At 59.3% G+C, this 16,311-nt stretch carries 15 protein-coding genes; 10 read left to right on the top strand and 5 right to left on the bottom strand.

Features of this window, described 5'->3' with window-relative positions:
- Positions 1–4 precede the first annotated feature (4 nt).
- From CKW16_RS21670 to CKW16_RS21660, 3 genes are all read right to left on the bottom strand, one after another.
- Positions 5–1,102, bottom strand: coding sequence for an amino acid ABC transporter permease (locus CKW16_RS21670; protein WP_095130536.1), 1,098 nt, complete (start codon positions 1,100–1,102; stop codon positions 5–7).
- 10 nt (positions 1,103–1,112) lie between these two features.
- Positions 1,113–2,294: an amino acid ABC transporter permease gene (locus tag CKW16_RS21665; RefSeq protein WP_095130534.1), complete on the bottom strand. Its 1,182-nt coding sequence runs from the start codon at positions 2,292–2,294 to the stop codon at positions 1,113–1,115.
- 65 nt (positions 2,295–2,359) lie between these two features.
- Positions 2,360–3,388, bottom strand: a complete 1,029-nt coding sequence (locus CKW16_RS21660) for an amino acid ABC transporter substrate-binding protein (protein WP_095130532.1) — start codon at positions 3,386–3,388, stop codon at positions 2,360–2,362.
- Between the two features lie 466 nt (positions 3,389–3,854).
- Here CKW16_RS21660 and CKW16_RS21655 point away from each other — a divergent pair, with 466 nt between their 5' ends.
- The 5 genes from CKW16_RS21655 (at position 3,855) to CKW16_RS21635 (ending at position 9,197) form a co-directional block, all read left to right on the top strand.
- The gene (locus CKW16_RS21655; RefSeq protein ID WP_095130530.1) at positions 3,855–4,511 is read left to right on the top strand and encodes an alpha/beta hydrolase; all 657 of its coding nucleotides are present in this window, start codon (positions 3,855–3,857) and stop codon (positions 4,509–4,511) included.
- Positions 4,512–4,609: 98 nt separating this feature from the next.
- A complete protein-coding gene (rhlB, locus tag CKW16_RS21650) occupies positions 4,610–6,097 on the top strand; it encodes an ATP-dependent RNA helicase RhlB (RefSeq protein ID WP_095130527.1) in 1,488 nt (495 codons plus the stop codon).
- Positions 6,098–6,223: 126 nt separating this feature from the next.
- On the top strand, positions 6,224–7,171 hold the full coding sequence (locus CKW16_RS21645; RefSeq protein WP_176471584.1) for an ornithine cyclodeaminase family protein: 948 nt from the start codon (positions 6,224–6,226) through the stop codon (positions 7,169–7,171).
- Between the two features lie 149 nt (positions 7,172–7,320).
- Positions 7,321–8,448 carry an FAD-binding oxidoreductase gene (locus CKW16_RS21640; protein ID WP_095130523.1) on the top strand — a complete coding sequence of 376 codons (1,128 nt, stop codon included), beginning with the start codon at positions 7,321–7,323 and terminating at the stop codon, positions 8,446–8,448.
- A gap of 92 nt (positions 8,449–8,540) precedes the next feature.
- Positions 8,541–9,197 carry a transcriptional regulator gene (locus CKW16_RS21635; protein WP_095130521.1) on the top strand — a complete coding sequence of 219 codons (657 nt, stop codon included), beginning with the start codon at positions 8,541–8,543 and terminating at the stop codon, positions 9,195–9,197.
- A 94-nt stretch (positions 9,198–9,291) separates the two neighbouring features.
- Here the strand turns inward: CKW16_RS21635 and hmpA are convergent, their stop codons facing one another.
- Entirely contained in the window at positions 9,292–10,473 is a 1,182-nt protein-coding gene (hmpA, locus tag CKW16_RS21630; protein WP_095130520.1) for an NO-inducible flavohemoprotein, read from the bottom strand.
- A 156-nt stretch (positions 10,474–10,629) separates the two neighbouring features.
- On the opposite strand from hmpA, the gene norR reads away from it, so the two are divergent.
- From norR to CKW16_RS21605, 5 genes are all read left to right on the top strand, one after another.
- Positions 10,630–12,180 (top strand): nitric oxide reductase transcriptional regulator NorR, encoded by a 1,551-nt coding sequence (gene norR, locus CKW16_RS21625; protein WP_095130518.1) that lies wholly within the window; start codon positions 10,630–10,632, stop codon positions 12,178–12,180.
- A 231-nt stretch (positions 12,181–12,411) separates the two neighbouring features.
- Entirely contained in the window at positions 12,412–13,314 is a 903-nt protein-coding gene (locus tag CKW16_RS21620; RefSeq protein ID WP_095130516.1) for a chemotaxis protein CheV, read from the top strand.
- A gap of 27 nt (positions 13,315–13,341) precedes the next feature.
- Positions 13,342–13,800 (top strand): N-acetyltransferase, encoded by a 459-nt coding sequence (locus tag CKW16_RS21615; RefSeq protein ID WP_095130514.1) that lies wholly within the window; start codon positions 13,342–13,344, stop codon positions 13,798–13,800.
- Positions 13,801–13,841: 41 nt separating this feature from the next.
- On the top strand, positions 13,842–14,168 hold the full coding sequence (locus tag CKW16_RS21610; protein WP_095130512.1) for a hypothetical protein: 327 nt from the start codon (positions 13,842–13,844) through the stop codon (positions 14,166–14,168).
- An 83-nt stretch (positions 14,169–14,251) separates the two neighbouring features.
- Positions 14,252–15,001 (top strand): YkgJ family cysteine cluster protein, encoded by a 750-nt coding sequence (locus tag CKW16_RS21605; RefSeq protein WP_095130510.1) that lies wholly within the window; start codon positions 14,252–14,254, stop codon positions 14,999–15,001.
- A gap of 60 nt (positions 15,002–15,061) precedes the next feature.
- Here the strand turns inward: CKW16_RS21605 and CKW16_RS21600 are convergent, their stop codons facing one another.
- Complete coding sequence (locus tag CKW16_RS21600; RefSeq protein WP_095130578.1) at positions 15,062–16,201, bottom strand: transporter substrate-binding domain-containing protein; 1,140 nt, start codon at positions 16,199–16,201, stop codon at positions 15,062–15,064.
- Between the last annotated feature and the right edge of the window lie 110 nt (positions 16,202–16,311).

Raw genomic sequence — 16,311 nt, 5'->3', positions numbered from 1 at the left:
ACTCCTAACGCTTGTGGCCAGTGTCGAGCTTGCGTTCCAGATGCATGGAATAGCGCGACATACCAAAACAGAAAATCCAGAACACCAGGGCCGCGAACACATAGCCTTCGGTGGCCATGCCCAACCATTTCGGGTCGGCGGCGGCTTGTTTGACGCTGTTGAGCAAGTCGAACAGGCCGATGATGATCACCAGGCTCGTGTCCTTGAACAGCGCAATGAAGGTGTTGACGATGCCAGGGATTACCAGCTTCAGGGCTTGCGGCAGAATTACCAGGCCCATGCTGCGCCAGTAACCGAGACCCATCGCTGCAGCCGCTTCGTACTGACCTTTGGGAATCGCTTGCAGACCGCCACGCACCACTTCGGCGACATAGGCCGACTGGAACAGGATCACGCCGATCAGTGCCCGCAACAGTTTGTCGAAGTTCATGCCTTCAGGCAGGAACAACGGCAGCATCACCGAGGACATGAACAGCACCGTGATCAACGGTACGCCGCGCCAGAATTCGATGAAGGTCACGCAGACCACGCGAATCGCCGGCATGTTCGAACGACGGCCCAGCGCCAGGACAATACCCAGCGGCAACGCACCGGCAATACCGACAGTGGCAATTACCAGGGTCAGCATCAGGCCGCCCCACTGGCTGGTCGCCACCTGAGTCAGGCCGAACACGCCGCCGTGCAGCAGGCACCAGGCAACAATCGGGTACAGCACCAGGAAGCTCAGGCCATACACCGCTTTATGGTGGAAGCGCGAGATGAACAACGGTGCCACGCCGATGACCGCCAGCCATACGGTCAGGTCAACGCGCCAGCGCAGGTCCACCGGGTAGTAGCCGTACATGAACTGGCCGAAGCGTTGCTGGATGAACACCCAGCAGGCGCCTTCCTTGGTGCAGTCAGCCTGGCTGGTGCCGACCCAGTTGGCATCGAGGATCGCCCATTCCAGAATCGGCGGGACCACCAGGTAAATAAGGTAGAACGCAAACAGGGTCAGCAAGGTGTTGAGCCAGCTGGAGAACATGTTCGCGCGCATCCACGCCACGACACCGATGCTTCTGCTCGGTGGAGGCATGTCAGGCTTGAAAGTATGAGTCGTCATGCGCTTTTCCTTACCGCTCGATCAGCGCAATGCGCTTGTTGTACCAGTTCATCAGCAGGGAAATGCTGATACTGATCGCCAGGTACACGCTCATGGTGATGGCAATCACCTCGATCGCCTGCCCGGTCTGGTTCAGCACCGTACCGGCAAACAACGAGACCATTTCCGGATAACCGATACCGGCCGCCAGCGAGGAGTTCTTCGCCAGGTTCAGGTATTGGCTGGTCAGCGGTGGAATGATCACGCGCAGGGCTTGCGGGATGATCACCTTGCGCAGGGTCGGACCGTTGCGCAAACCCAACGAGTGCGCCGCTTCCGTCTGGCCGTGGCTGACCGACTTGATGCCCGAACGCACGATCTCGGCGATGAACGCCGCGGTGTACACCGTCAGGGCCAAGGTCAGCGCCAGCAGTTCCGGGATCAGCACCCAGCCCCCGACGAAGTTGAAGCCTTGCAGCTTCGGCATTTCCCAGTGCACAGGCGCGCCGAAGATCAGCCCGCACAGCGCAGGGATGACCAGAAACAGCGCCAGGCTCGCCCAGAATTTGTGGAACGGGACACCGGTCGCTTCGAAGCGTTTGGTCGCCCAGCGGTTCATCAGCACGATGGCGACAATGGCCACGACAATGCTGACCACAAACGGCCAGAAACCATCCGCCGCCAACGCGGCCGGCATGTTCAGGCCACGGCTGCTGACGAAGAAGGTGTCACCGAAGTTATGGCTGTTGCGTGGCCCCGGCATGGTCAGGAACACCGCGAAGTACCAGAACAGGATTTGCAGCAGCGGCGGAATGTTACGGAAAACCTCTACATACACCGTCGCCAGCTTGGCAATGATCCAGTTCTTCGACAGCCGTGACACACCAACGATGAACCCGAGGATCGTCGCCAGGATCACGCCGATGAAGGTCACCAGCAGCGTGTTGAGCAGGCCGATGACAAACACCCGGGCATAGCTGTCCGATTCGGTGTAGTCGATCAGGTGTTGAGCGATGCCGAAACCGGCACTGCGCTCCAGAAAGTCGAAACCGGAGGTAATGCCCCGGTGTTGAAGGTTGGTCTGCGTATTGTCGAACAGATACCAGCCCATCGAGACCACCGCCACAATGGTGATGATCTGAAATAGCCACGCACGCACTTTTGGATCGCTGAGGCTGAGCCTCTGCTTTGGTGCGCCGATTGAATTTTGCATGAAGTGCCCCGCAAATAATGGAACAGAACATCACCCGGTGGTTGGCCCACCGGGTGATAGAACCATCAGCGCACTGGTGGTGCGTATTGAATGCCGCCGTTGTTCCACAGGCCGTTCAGCCCGCGGTCGATGGCCAGTGGAGTGCCTTTGCCGAGGTTTCTCTCGAACACTTCACCGTAGTTACCCACTTGCTTGACGATCTGCACGACCCAGTCTTTCTTCACTTTCAGGTCTTTGCCGTATTCACCGTCAGCGCCCAGCAGACGAGCGACGTCCGGGTTCTTGGTGGCTTTGGCTTCAGCTTCAACGTTTTTCTGGGTGATACCCATTTCTTCAGCGTTGAGCATCGCGAACAGAGTCCACTTGACGATGCTGAACCACTCTTCGTCGCCTTTACGCACGACCGGGCCCAGAGGCTCCTTGGAGATGGTTTCCGGCAGAACGACGTAGTCGGTCGGGGTCGCCAGCTTGCTGCGTTGTGCATAGAGCTGGGATTTGTCGGAGGTCAGCACGTCGCAACGACCGGATTCCAGCGACTTGGCGCTTTCATCGGAGGTGTCGAAGGTGATTGGGGTGTATTTCAGACCGTTACCGCGGAAGTAGTCGGAAACGTTCAGCTCGGTGGTGGTACCGGCTTGAATGCAGATGGTGGCGCCGTCGAGCTCTTTAGCGCTCTTCACGCCCAGCTTGTTGTTCACCAGGAAGCCGATGCCGTCGTAGTAAGTCACACCGGCAAACACCAGGCCCATGCCCGAATCGCGGGAGCTGGTCCAGGTGGTGTTACGCGACAGCACGTCGATTTCGCCGGACTGCAGCGCGGTGAAGCGCTCTTTGGCGTTCAACTGGCTGAATTTGACCTTGGTCGCGTCGCCGAATACGGCAGCGGCCACAGCGCGGCAGACATCAGCATCGATGCCGATGATCTTGCCAGTCGAGTCCGGTACCGAGAAGCCAGGCAGACCGTCACTGACGCCGCACTGTACGAAACCTTTCTTCTGCACTGCATCCAGGGTTGCACCCGCCTGAGCGAACCCACTGACACCGAGTACTGCGGCTGCAGTCACGATAGCCAGGGTGGATTTCAACATCTTCATTCAAACCTCCAGTTTTGCTCTTGTTGTGTCGGAGCTTGAGTCCAGTCGCACCCTTATGAGGCGTTGTTGACCCGTGTTGGCTTTTTTGGGGTCAACCGACGTAAGACCTGCGCTATGAGTCTAGTAGGAGAAAATCCACATCATGGACAACTCACTTCTCACCAATCGGCCGAACGGGCTGTAGCCCTTTCACGTTCGCGAAGCCCGTAGCGGCCACTGGCGAACATCCATCACCGGATTCTTTGCTATCCCACCGCCAGCAGTACACTGATAGTGTTACCGCAAGGCGCGAGATGGGTTGCACCGTTTCCCCATAGCAAACCCCGTACCAGACCGCTCGCCGAAGCGATTGCGCGACAGGTCAATAGCAAAACTTGTAGCCTTGCGACATCTTATTAACTGATCAACCAGACGTGCACTCGGGCCTTGCACCCAATGAGAGCGTCTGCACAAAATTGGAGCAACCATGACCGAGCCCTTGATTCTTCAGCCCGTCAAGCCCGCAGACGCCTGCGTTATCTGGCTGCACGGCCTGGGCGCCGATCGCTACGACTTCTTGCCGGTGGCCGAGGCGTTGCAGGAAAGCCTGCTGACCACCCGCTTCGTTCTCCCTCAGGCACCGACCTGCGCCGTGACCATCAATGGTGGTTACGAGATGCCGAGCTGGTACGACATATTGGCCATGAGCCCCGCGCGCGCGATCAACCGCGAGCAGCTGGAAGCGTCCGCGCAACGGGTCTTTGATTTGATCGAAGAGCAGAAGGCCAGCGGAATAGACGCCTCGCGCATCTTTCTTGCCGGTTTTTCCCAAGGTGGCGCGGTGGTATTGCACACAGCCTTTCTGAAATGGCAGGGGCCACTGGGTGGCGTACTTGCCCTCTCGACCTATGCACCGACCTTCAGCGATGAACTGGAGCTTTCCGCCAGCCAGCAACGCATTCCTGTGCTGTCTTTACACGGCCAGTACGATGACGTCGTTCAAAACTCCATGGGCCGCACCGCCTACGAGTATTTAAAGCAGCATGGTGTCACCGTGACATGGCAGGAATACCCAATGGGCCACGAAGTGTTACCCGAGGAAATTCGCGACATTGGTGTCTGGCTCGCCGAGCGCTTGCGTTAACTGTTTATGTGAAAAGCAGCCCATTGATCCATCCCACTACGCCGCGCCCGATTCTTGCATTACACTGGCCGGCGTATATTCCTTAACCAATCGATGAGATGACCGTGCTCAAAGCACTCAAGAAAATGTTCGGTAAAAGCGAGACTGAGCAGCTCGCGCCAGTCTCCAGCGCTCCGTCTCACCATCCCAGCCACCGCACCGACGGTAATCAGTCTGGCCGGACCGCAACCGTAGCGGTACCGAAGCACGAGCCGATGACCACACCGGCCGTCCAACCCGTTGAGGCTCAGGCCTCTGAAGAACCGAGCAGCGAAGCTGCGAAACCTGCCCGACCGCGTCGCGAACCGAAGCCAAAAGCACCGGTTATCCCCTGGAAACTCGAAGACTTCGCCGTCGAACCCCAGGAAGGCAAAACCCGATTCCACGATTTCAAACTCGCCCCCGAACTGATGCACGCCATCCAGGACCTGGGCTTCCCGTATTGCACGCCGATCCAGGCACAAGTCCTCGGCTTCACCCTGGCCGGCAAAGATGCCATTGGCCGCGCCCAGACCGGTACCGGCAAAACCGCAGCGTTCCTGATTTCGATCATCACCCAGTTGCTGGAAACTCCGCCGCCGAAAGAGCGTTATATGGGCGAGCCGCGGGCGCTGATCATTGCACCGACCCGTGAACTGGTGGTGCAGATTGCCAAGGACGCAGCCGACCTGACCAAATACACCGGCCTCAACGTCATGACGTTTGTCGGCGGCATGGACTTCGACAAACAGCTCAAGCACCTCGAAGCCCGTCACTGCGACATCCTCGTGGCCACACCGGGCCGCTTGCTAGACTTCAACCAGCGCGGCGACGTGCACCTGGACATGGTCGAAGTCATGGTCCTGGACGAAGCCGACCGGATGCTCGACATGGGTTTCATCCCACAAGTGCGTCAGATCATTCGCCAGACTCCGCCGAAGAACGAGCGTCAGACGCTGCTGTTCTCCGCGACGTTCACCGAAGACGTGATGAACCTGGCCAAGCAATGGACCACCGACCCGTCGATCGTCGAGATCGAGTCGCAGAACGTGGCCAGCGAAAACGTCGAACAACACATCTACGCCGTGGCCGGCGCCGACAAATACAAACTGCTCTACAACCTGGTCAACGACAACGGTTGGGAGCGGGTGATGGTGTTTGCCAACCGCAAGGATGAAGTGCGGCGCATCGAAGAACGCCTGGTGCGTGACGGCGTCAACGCCGCGCAGCTGTCCGGCGACGTGCCGCAGCACAAGCGCATCAAGACCCTGGAAGGTTTCCGCGAAGGCAAGATCCGCGTCCTGGTCGCCACCGATGTGGCCGGTCGCGGCATTCACATCGACGGCATCAGCCACGTGATCAACTTCACCCTGCCGGAAGTCCCGGACGATTACGTGCACCGTATCGGCCGCACCGGTCGTGCCGGCGCTGATGGCGTGTCCATCAGTTTTGCCGGTGAAGATGACTCCTACCAGCTACCGTCCATCGAGGCGCTGTTGGGTCGCAAGATCAGCTGTGAAACGCCACCGACGCATCTGCTGCGGGCGGTTGAGCGCAAGCGCCCGTAACGCGGGTCGCATTAAAAGAGGCGCAGCCGGAAACGGACTGCGCTTTTTTTTCGTCCGGACATTGATCGAGACAACTAAAAGTCCATAATGGACAAATTAGTTTACTTCCAGCTCCCGGAGCCGACCATGTCCAGTACGCCTTACGTGATCACCCAACCTCAGGCCCGCGAGCTGCTGGCGCAAGTCGACGTGCCGCAGATCCTGCGCAAACTGTTCCGCGACCTGGCCGCCGGGCAAGCTGTGCAACCGGCGCAGCAGCTAGTGGAGTTTCCACAGGGCGCTGGCGATTTCATCAACTACTTGGGCGTGCTGGCCGAAGACGGCGTTTACGGGGTCAAGACTTCGCCATACATCGTGCGTGAACAAGGCCCGCTGGTGACCGCCTGGACGCTGCTGATGTCGATGCAGACCGGTCAGCCGTTGCTGCTCTGCGATGCCGGTGAACTGACCACGGCACGCACCGCTGCAACCACAGCAGTGGCGGTCGACGCCCTCGCCCCGCTCAAGGCCCGACACCTGGCGATCATCGGCAGCGGCAAGGTCGCCCAGGCACACCTGCACTACGTCAAAGGCCTGCGCGACTGGCAGAGCATCAGCCTCTACTCACCGAGCCTGAGCGACAAGAATCCCGAGGTATTGGCGCAGCTCAAAAGCCTCGATCCACGCCTGACCATCGTCGACAGTCGTGAAGCGGTCGTGCAAGACGCCGATGTCATCATGCTCTGCACCTCTTCCGCAGGCCCGGTGATCGATCCCTCAAGTTTGAGCAAACCGGCACTGATCACCTCCATCAGTACCAACGCGCCACGTGCCCACGAAGTACCGCCGCAGAGCCTCAATGACATGCAAGTGTTCTGCGACTATCGTCTGACCACCCCAGGCTCGGCCGGCGAGATGCTGATTGCCGGTGAACAACATGGCTGGGACAAGGGCGCGATCATCGGCGACCTGCCCGATCTGCTCAGCGAAAAAGTCCAGCGCCCCGACTACGACCGTCATGTGTTCTTCCGCTCCATTGGCCTGGGCCTGGAAGACATCGCGCTGGCCAACGCTATCTACCGCCTACAGCACTAACACCAGCAAACCCTGTAGGAGCAAGGCTTGCCCGCGAAGAACGATAACGCGGTGTGCCTGACAGGCCGCGGCGTTCCTTTCGCGGGCAAGCCTCGCTCCTACAGAGGATCTCTACAATTTCGGCATTTACGCCCCATCAGGAGACGTTCATGAGCCAGGCAGACTTCATCATCATCGGCGGCGGGATTGCCGGCGCTTCCACCGGTTTCTGGCTGTCGCAGCACGCCCGAGTGATCGTGCTCGAACGCGAGTCCCATCCGGCTTACCACTCCACCGGACGTTCAGCCGCACTGTTCACCGCCGCCTACGGTACGCCTCAAGTTCGGGCGCTGACCCAAGCCAGTCGCGACTTCTTCGACGCGCCGCCGGCCGGTTTCTGCGAACACCCGCTGCTGACCCCGCGTGGCGAGATGACCGTGGACTTCACCGGCGACCCGGCCGAACTGAACAATCAATACCTGAGTGCCAAAGCCACGGTGCCGGAGATGCAGCTGCTCAGCGCCGACGAGGCCTGCGTGCACCTGCCGATTCTGCGCCGGGAAAAAGTCCATGGTGCGATTTATGACCCGACTGCCAGCGACATCGACACCGATGCCTTGCACCAGGGCTACCTGCGCGGTATCCGACGCAACAAAGGCGAAGTTCATACCGACAGCGAAGTCATGGGCCTGACCCGGGACGCCGAAGGTGTGTGGCATGTGCAAACCAGCGGTCAGACATTCAGCGCCCCGATCATCATCAACGCAGCAGGCGCCTGGGCCGACAAAATCGGTGAGCTCGCCGGTGCCAAACCACTGGGCCTGCAACCCAAGCGCCGTGCGGCGTTCATCTTCGCTGGCCCCGAGGGCGTGGACATCCACCATTGGCCAATGCTGGTCAGCCTCGACGAATCCTTCTACATGAAGCCCGACGCCGGAATGTTCCTCGGCTCGCCAGCCAACGCCGACCCGGTGGAACCGCACGACGTGCAGCCCGAAGAGTTGGACATCGCAATGGGCATCTACCAGATCGAAGAAGCCACCACCCTGACCATCCGCCGTCCGACCCGCACCTGGGCCGGCTTGCGCAGTTTCGTGAGCGACGGTGATTTGCTGTCCGGTTTCGATCCGCAGGTGCCGGGGTTATTCTGGGTAGCGGCACAAGGCGGTTATGGCATCCAGACCTCGCCGGCCATGGGCCAGGCCAGCGCTGCACTGGTACGCGGTGAAGCCCTGCCCGAGCAACTGACTCGCTTCGGTCTGAACACCCAGATGCTCTCCCCGTCGCGACTGGGCTGACATTCGGACGAAGGTGACGTGTCGACACGATTGCGGCAAACTTCCAGCGCCCTTTTTTGACGGGGCGCTGATGCTGTCTGGAGCTCCACTTTATGAACGCCCAAGAACAAGAACCAGCCGGTGATGACTCTGCGTTGAAGAGCTCGCCGCTGGACAACTTCCGTGCGATCGCCGATGCCATCGCCACATTGTTCTTTCCTCACGCCGAGGTGGTGCTGCACGATCTGCGCACGCAGAAGGTCGACTACATCGCCAACAACCTGTCCAAACGGGAAATCGGTGACGACTCGGCGCTGGAGGACATGCTCAGCGAAGAGATCAGCGAACGAAACATCGGGCCGTACGAAAAGCTCAACTGGGATGGCCAGAAGATTCGCAGCCTGAGCAGCGTGCTGCGCGACAGCGAAGGTCATCCGCTGGCGGTGCTGTGCATTAATCTGAATATTTCGTTGTTCGAAAATGCCAAGGCTGCACTGGATCTATTCCTGTCGCCGAGCAAGTTGATTCCGCAGCCGGACTCGCTGTTTCGCGATGACTGGCAGGAGCGGATCAACACTTTCCTCCACGCCTGGCTGCGCGAACGTCAGCTGAGCCTGAACCTGCTGACCCGTGACCATAAGCGCGAACTGGTGCTGGCACTGCACGCCGAAGGCGCCTTCAAAGGCAAAAGCGCCTCCAACTATGTGGCGAACGTGCTGAACATGGGGCGGGCAACGGTGTACAAACATTTGAAGGAATTGAAGGGCTGAAAGACCGATACACCTCCGTAGGAGCACGGCTTGCCGGCGATGGCGTCCTTGAGATCGCCATCGCCGGCAAGCCGTGCTCCTACAGGATCAGCGGTTACTCCAGCGCCGAAGCCGGCCCGAAGAACTCGTAACGGCTTTGCTTCTCCGGTACACCCAGCGCTTTCAGGTGACGCTTGACCGCCGCCATGAAGCCTTTAGGTCCGAGGAAGTAAGCGTCCAGGTCGCGCTGCTGCGGCAACCACTCGCCCAGTTGCTCCTGACTCAACAGGCCAACCTTGTGCGCCGCCGGGCTCACGCCATCATCTTCGTCGTAGCAATAGAAGCGTTTGAGTTGCGGATGACGCTCGGCCAAGCCATCGATCCAGTCGCGGAAAGCATGAACGCTACCGTTACGCGCGCAGTGGATAAAGTGTACCGGCCGTTCAGTCGCCAGCGCCGCTTCTAGCATCGCCAGCGTCGGAGTGATGCCGACGCCGCCGCTGATCAACACCAGCGGTTTATCGCTGTCGGTCAGGGTGAATTCGCCCGATGGCGGGAACAACTCAATTCTTGCGCCAACATGCAGTTGATCGTGCAGGTGGTTTGAGGCGCGGCCACCGGCTTCACGTTTAACGCTGATCCGGTACTGGCCCTTGTTGGCCAGGGCCGACAGTGAATAGTTACGACGAATCTCTTCGCCATCAAGAATCAGTTTCATGCCGATGTACTGGCCGGGGTCTGCTGCCAGAATCGGGCCTTTGTCCGCCGGTTCGAAGTAGAACGAGATGATTTCCGCACTCTCCTCGACCTTGGCCACCACGATGAATTCCCGCGCCCCGCGCCAGCCGCCCGGTGCCTGTTCCTTTTGATCGTAGATGCTGGTTTCGGCACCGATCAGGATGTCGGCCAATTGACCGTAAGCAGCCCCCCAGGCGGCCATCACTTCAGGTGTGGCGATCTCTTCGCCCAGCACTTCGGAGATGGCTCGCAGCAGGCAGGCGCCGACAATCGGGTAATGTTCCGGGAGAATTTGCAGGGCCACATGCTTGTTGATGATCTTGGCCACCAGGTCGCCCAACTGGTCGAGCTGGTCGATGTGCCGCGCATACATCAAGACACCGTTGGCCAGGGCGCGCGGCTGATCACCGCTGGCCTGGTGGGCCTGGTTGAACAGCGGGCGAACTTCCGGGTACTCGGACAGCATCATGCGGTAGAAATGAGTGATCAATGCTTCGCCACCGCTTTCCAGCAAGGGCACGGTGGATTTGACGATTGCACGGTCTTGAACGCTAAGCATAAGGCGACTCCTGATCTACTTGGATTGCTAACTGACTGCCTTGTACTTATCAGTTTTCGTGCCACAAAATAAAACCTTATAAATCAACATGTTAAATTCTTTATAGTCATATCGACACACACTGACTTATAGTCATACCGACTACATGGAGTCACTATGACTGCAAAAGCCTTGCTCACCACCCTGCTGCCACTGGTCGCCGACCTGTCCCGCGAACTCCCCGAAGGCGAGCGTTATCGGCGCTTGCTCGAAGCCATGCGCGCCCTGCTCCCGTGCGATGCTGCTGCCCTGCTGCGCCTGGATGGCGAATGGCTGGTGCCACTGGCCGTCGACGGGTTGAGTACCGACACCCTCGGCCGACGCTTCAAAGTCAGCGAACACCCGCGTTTCGAAGCGCTCCTCAGCAGCCACGGTCCGACCCGTTTCGCCGCCGACAGCGAATTGCCCGACCCTTACGACGGCCTGGTCGATGGCCTCGATGATCATCTGGAAGTCCACGACTGCATGGGTTGCCCGCTGTTTATCGACGAGCGTCCATGGGGTTTGCTGACCCTCGACGCACTCGATCCAGAGCGCTTCGAACCGATCGAACTGGACGCCCTGGAAGCCTTCGCCAGTCTCGCCGCCGCCACGGTCAACGCCGCTGAGCGCATCGAACGCCTGGCCAATCGTGTCGAAGACGAACATCAGCGTGCCGAGGTTTACCGACAAGCCAGCGGCCAGCAAAACCGCGAGATGATTGGCCAGAGCAAGGCCCACAAACGGCTGGTGGAAGAAATCAATCTGGTGGGAGGCAGCGATCTGACCGTGCTGATCACCGGCGAAACCGGGGTCGGCAAGGAACTGGTCGCCCAAGCCATCCACGCCGCATCGCCCCGGGCCGACAAGCCGATCATCAGCCTCAACTGCGCCGCGCTACCAGACACGCTGGTGGAGAGCGAATTGTTCGGCCACGTCCGCGGCGCCTTCACCGGCGCGATGAACGATCGGCGCGGCAAGTTTGAACTGGCCAATGGCGGCACGCTGTTTCTCGATGAAGTCGGTGAGCTGTCCCTGACCGTCCAGGCCAAATTGCTGCGAGTCCTGCAAAGCGGTCAGTTGCAGCGATTGGGCTCGGATAAAGAGCACCTGGTTGACGTACGTTTGATCGCCGCGACCAACCGCGACCTGGCCGAGGAAGTGCGCAGCGGCCGCTACCGTGCCGACTTCTATCACCGCCTGAGCGTTTATCCGTTGCTGGTGCCAGCACTGCGTGATCGTGGACGAGATGTGCTGCTGCTCAGCGGCTACTTCCTGGAGCAAAACCGCTCTCGCATGGGCCTCAACAGCCTGCGTCTGAACAGCGATGCGCAGGCTGCATTGCTGGCGTATGCATGGCCGGGCAATGTGCGGGAGCTGGAGCACTTGATTGGCCGCAGCGCCTTGAAGGCGCTGGGTAATTGCAAGGAACGGCCGAAGATTCTGAGTTTGAGCGCGGCGGATCTGGATTTGCCCAATGGCAGCGTTGAGCTTGCAACCGAGCCAGTCCCTGCCAGCCCTGCTGCTTTGGTCTCGGGAGACTTGCGGGCGGCGACCGAGGATTATCAGCGTCGACTGATCGACGCCTGTCTGGAACGGCACCATAACAATTGGGCGAGTGCGGCGCGTGAGCTAGGCTTGGATCGGGCGAATCTTGGGCGAATGGCCAAACGCCTGGGCATGAAGTAACACGATCCCCTGTAGCAGCTGCCGAAGGCTGCGTCCGAGGACGCAGTCCTCGCCAAAGTTACGACTGCTTCGCAGCCGGACGCAGCCTTCGGCAGCTGCTACAGGGATCGCACTGACCGGTCTGGCGACGGAATAACCCTAAAGCCTGCCCACAACAAGTCGATAACCCGGCATCGATAGCTGTTGGCGATCCTCGCGGTCGCCCATCACCTTTTTCCACAGAAGGTTTTTATGTCTTCAAACAAAGCCCGCGCAGATTCACTTTCGCTTCTGCTGTTTACCTTGCGCAGCGGCAAGCTGATGGCGATCAACCTGCTGAAAGTCAGTGAAATCATTCCCTGCCCGCCGCTGACCAAGCTGCCGGAGTCGCATCCCCACGTCAAAGGCATCGCCACCCTGCGCGGTGCCTCGTTGTCGGTGATCGACCTCAGCCGTGCCATCGGCGAACGGCCGCTGGAAGACCCGAACGGTGGCTGCCTGATCGTCACCGATGTCAGCCGCTCCAAGCAGGGTTTGCACGTTCAAGCGGTGAGCAAGATCGTCCACTGCCTGACCACCGACATCCGTCCGCCGCCCTTTGGCTCTGGCGGCGTGCGTTCGTACATCACAGGCGTAACCTCGGTCGACGGCACATTGGTACAGGTGCTGGACATCGAAAAAGTGATTCATGGCATAGCCCCGGCCCAGATCGAAACGGCCCCGACCGAACTGAGCATGGAAGACGCCGAAGTACTCGGCAACGCACGGATTCTGGTGGTCGATGACAGTCAGGTGGCGTTGCAGCAATCGGTGTACACCCTGCGCAACCTCGGCCTGCAATGCCACACCGCGCGCAGTGCCAAGGAAGCCATCGACTGCCTGCTGGACCTGCAAGGCACGGCCCAGCAGATCAACCTGATCGTCTCGGACATCGAAATGTCGGAGATGGACGGTTACGCATTTACTCGAACCCTGCGCGAAACCCCGGACTTTTCGCACCTTTATGTTCTGCTGCACACCTCTTTGGACAGTGCGATGAACAGCGAAAAGGCCCGTCTTGCCGGCGCGAACGCGGTGCTGACCAAGTTCTCCTCGCCAGAACTGACCAAATGCCTGATCGAAGCAGCCAAGGCTGTCGCTGAACAAGGTCATTGAGGCTTGAGCGAGGACTTCTGCTTTCTGATGCGGCGCAACCTCGCTGAAGTTGTGCCTGCGATCACTTGGCCTCAGGGAATCGTCCTCAGTGAATACCGCCCCGACCTGGCAGAAGCCGTTCATCGCTTGATGGAACTGGGTTATCAGCAAGGTGGCGGTCGCGTGCCGGCACTGGATGTCTGGCAACAGCGTTTTGAAACCGATCCTGAATATGATCCGAGCCTGTGCTTTATCGCTCTGGATGCCGAAGGTATCGTCGGCGTGTGCCAGTGCTGGACCAGCGCCTATATCAAAAACCTGGTGGTGCATCCACGGGCTCAGGGGCAAGGATCAGGACGCGCGTTGCTGCTACATGCTTTCAAGATATTTCAGCAGCGGCGCGAAGGATTTGTGGATCTGAAGGTGCTGGAAGACAACCTTCGGGCGCAGCGTTTGTATGAAAACGCCGGAATGCGTGTGATCCGCCGGGAACCGGTTCCGGCCTGACATACTCAGACTTGGTCAATACCTGCCCAAGGATGCCGAACATGAAAGCCTCGACCCTTACCCTCCTCTGCCTCGCCACCCTCGCCTCCCAGGCTCACGCCTCCAGCTCCGACGCCTGGGCGGCTTACGACAAAGCCGTGCTCGCCAGTTGCACCAAGGCCAGCGGTTTGACGAATGCCAAACCCGTGGGCAACGCCGCGCAGTTCGACGACCGGGTTGGCTACACCGCACTTATGTTGCAAGGCCAATACCCGCAAAAACACATGAAAGGCCAGCAAGACACCGAACTGTGTCTCTACAACAAGAAAAGCAAAACCGCTTACGTCACCGAATGGGACTCCATCCGCCCAACCGCCAAGGCGCAGTGACTGGCGCATAACTTGCTTCGATAGCGGCCTTTGCGGCGGCATTCTGTCGCCGTTTCATGTCCTTTTATGCGACTGGCCGTTCAATGAATACGACGTTTTCCTGCGTAGGTTGTGGCAAATGCTGCAACGACCACCACGTGCCCCTGACCCTGCCCGAAGCCCGGATGTGGGCGGCCGATGGCGGTCAGGTGATCGTGCTGGCAGAAGGTTTCCTGAGCAATGGCCTGGGCCTGCCCATGCAGCAACGCGAACACGCCGAACGCCGTTCGGTGAGGGTTCGAAGCGGCGCATCCGAGGCGTACATAGCCATCACCTTTGCCGCCTACAACGTCGGTCCTTGCCGGAATCTTGACGAAGACAACCTCTGCCGCATCTACGAACGCCGGCCGCTGGTGTGCCGCATCTACCCGATGGAAATCAATCCGCACATTCCCCTGAACACTGCCGTAAAGGAATGTCCGTCCGAGTCGTGGGAAAAGGGACCGGATCTGATAGTGGGTGGTGAATTGGTGGATCAGGAACTGGTCGGATTAATCCAGCGCTCCCGTCAGGCGGATCGCGATGACATTCGGACCAAGGATGCGATTTGCGCGCTGTTGGGGATTCGGACTACAGCGTTGAAGGGTGATGGGTTCACCGCTTATCTGCCGGACATGACCGCGTTTGCGAGGGTCATCGATCAGGTTGCGACGCAGCCTGTGGCCGGGCCAGGCGCTGACTGGTTGTTTCATGTGTCGGGCGAGGACATTGCCGGGCAAGTGCAGGCGGCCGGGGCGCACGTGGCGACGGATGCTCCCGAGAATTACGCGTTCATTTCGTTGCGGGCAGCCTGAGACGCAAGACTTCGGAACCACTGCGCAATCCCGTTGCGCAGTGATTCGTCATCAAGAGGGTTAGCTGGCCGTCACCGCCAGACATTCCACTTCTACCTGCGCGTTCTCGACCAACTTGCCGGCAAACGTCGTACGTGCGGGCAAACGATCCGCCGGAAAGAAACCGCGATACACAGCATTCATGGTGGAAAAATCCCTTATGTCGGCAAGGATGACCGTGCATTTGGCCACTTGAGCCAGGGACGAACCGTTGCGTTGCAGCGCGGTACGCAAGTTCTCCATGGCCTGGGTCGTCTGCGGGCCGATGCCACCCTTCACCAGTTCGCCATCAGCCCCGAGGCCGAGCATGCCGGAAAAGTAAATGGTCTCGCCGACCTGCACCGCATCGGAGAATGCCAGACCTTCCTCATTCGGAAAGTAGCGTGGTGAGTCTGGCGCTGCGGGCGGCAAATAACGCTGGGTAATCGCCTGGTACTGGCCATTTTGCTTAAGACGCTCAAGCGCCGCACTCAGGTTATCGCGCAGCAGGGTGTCGGTTTTTCGCACAGCCATGGCCACGCCACTGCCCAGCATAGGGTCCTTGAGCGCCGGACCGACAAAATCGAAACCTTGCCCCTGAGGCTGACTTAAAAGCGCCTGGGTAATTTCAATGGAGTCTTGCAGGGTTGCATCGATATCACCCGCCAGCAGGCTGTCGACCAATTGATTGTTGAGAGCGAAACTGCGAATCGTCACTCCGGCCGAAGCCCAACGGGACTTGGCGAACGCTTCGCGGCTGGTGCCTGTCAGGACGCCGACACGCTTGCCCTTGAGCGATTGCACATCCGGTTGAAGATTCGCCCCTTTGCGCGCCACCAGACGGCTGCTCAGGGGGTAAAGATTTTCAGTGAAATCGACCCGATCTCGACGTGCCGATGTTGCCGTCATCGGCATGATCACGTCGAAACGGTTGGCTTCAAGGGCATGAATATTGGTCGCGTAATCCTGATCAACCCAGACACAGCGGGATTTGAGTTCGGCACACAGTGCATTGCCCAACTCGATATTCAATCCGACCAGCTCACCCTTGTCGTTACGGCTCTCGAACGGCGGAACCAGCGCTTCGACACCGAAACGGATCTGTGGATCGGGCACAGACGACATGCAGCCAGTGGTCAGGGCCACCAGCGACAGTAGAGAGAGGGTTTTTACCAGGGACATTTCGGCGGCCTTCATCAAAAATTCATGGGCATGAATCTTCGACGAGTGGCCACCGACTTTCCCAGAGGACGAATCGCTCATCCTTGTGGGAACTATCTCAATGACAGTAG

It is taken from the genome of Pseudomonas sp. Irchel s3h14 (genome assembly GCF_900187425.1).
Classification (GTDB): domain Bacteria; phylum Pseudomonadota; class Gammaproteobacteria; order Pseudomonadales; family Pseudomonadaceae; genus Aquipseudomonas.
Note: the sequence above shows the minus strand (reverse complement) of the source record. Positions and strands in the feature narration are given on the sequence as shown.

Coding starts and splice junctions, on each gene's coding strand:
- CKW16_RS21670 (WP_095130536.1), bottom strand. CDS start 1,102: ATGACGACTCATACTTTCAAGCCTGACATGCCTCCACCGAGCAGAAGC.
- CKW16_RS21665 (WP_095130534.1), bottom strand. CDS start 2,294: ATGCAAAATTCAATCGGCGCACCAAAGCAGAGGCTCAGCCTCAGCGAT.
- CKW16_RS21660 (WP_095130532.1), bottom strand. CDS start 3,388: ATGAAGATGTTGAAATCCACCCTGGCTATCGTGACTGCAGCCGCAGTA.
- CKW16_RS21655 (WP_095130530.1), top strand. CDS start 3,855: ATGACCGAGCCCTTGATTCTTCAGCCCGTCAAGCCCGCAGACGCCTGC.
- rhlB (WP_095130527.1), top strand. CDS start 4,610: ATGACCGTGCTCAAAGCACTCAAGAAAATGTTCGGTAAAAGCGAGACT.
- CKW16_RS21645 (WP_176471584.1), top strand. CDS start 6,224: ATGTCCAGTACGCCTTACGTGATCACCCAACCTCAGGCCCGCGAGCTG.
- CKW16_RS21640 (WP_095130523.1), top strand. CDS start 7,321: ATGAGCCAGGCAGACTTCATCATCATCGGCGGCGGGATTGCCGGCGCT.
- CKW16_RS21635 (WP_095130521.1), top strand. CDS start 8,541: ATGAACGCCCAAGAACAAGAACCAGCCGGTGATGACTCTGCGTTGAAG.
- hmpA (WP_095130520.1), bottom strand. CDS start 10,473: ATGCTTAGCGTTCAAGACCGTGCAATCGTCAAATCCACCGTGCCCTTG.
- norR (WP_095130518.1), top strand. CDS start 10,630: ATGACTGCAAAAGCCTTGCTCACCACCCTGCTGCCACTGGTCGCCGAC.
- CKW16_RS21620 (WP_095130516.1), top strand. CDS start 12,412: ATGTCTTCAAACAAAGCCCGCGCAGATTCACTTTCGCTTCTGCTGTTT.
- CKW16_RS21615 (WP_095130514.1), top strand. CDS start 13,342: ATGCGGCGCAACCTCGCTGAAGTTGTGCCTGCGATCACTTGGCCTCAG.
- CKW16_RS21610 (WP_095130512.1), top strand. CDS start 13,842: ATGAAAGCCTCGACCCTTACCCTCCTCTGCCTCGCCACCCTCGCCTCC.
- CKW16_RS21605 (WP_095130510.1), top strand. CDS start 14,252: ATGAATACGACGTTTTCCTGCGTAGGTTGTGGCAAATGCTGCAACGAC.
- CKW16_RS21600 (WP_095130578.1), bottom strand. CDS start 16,201: ATGTCCCTGGTAAAAACCCTCTCTCTACTGTCGCTGGTGGCCCTGACC.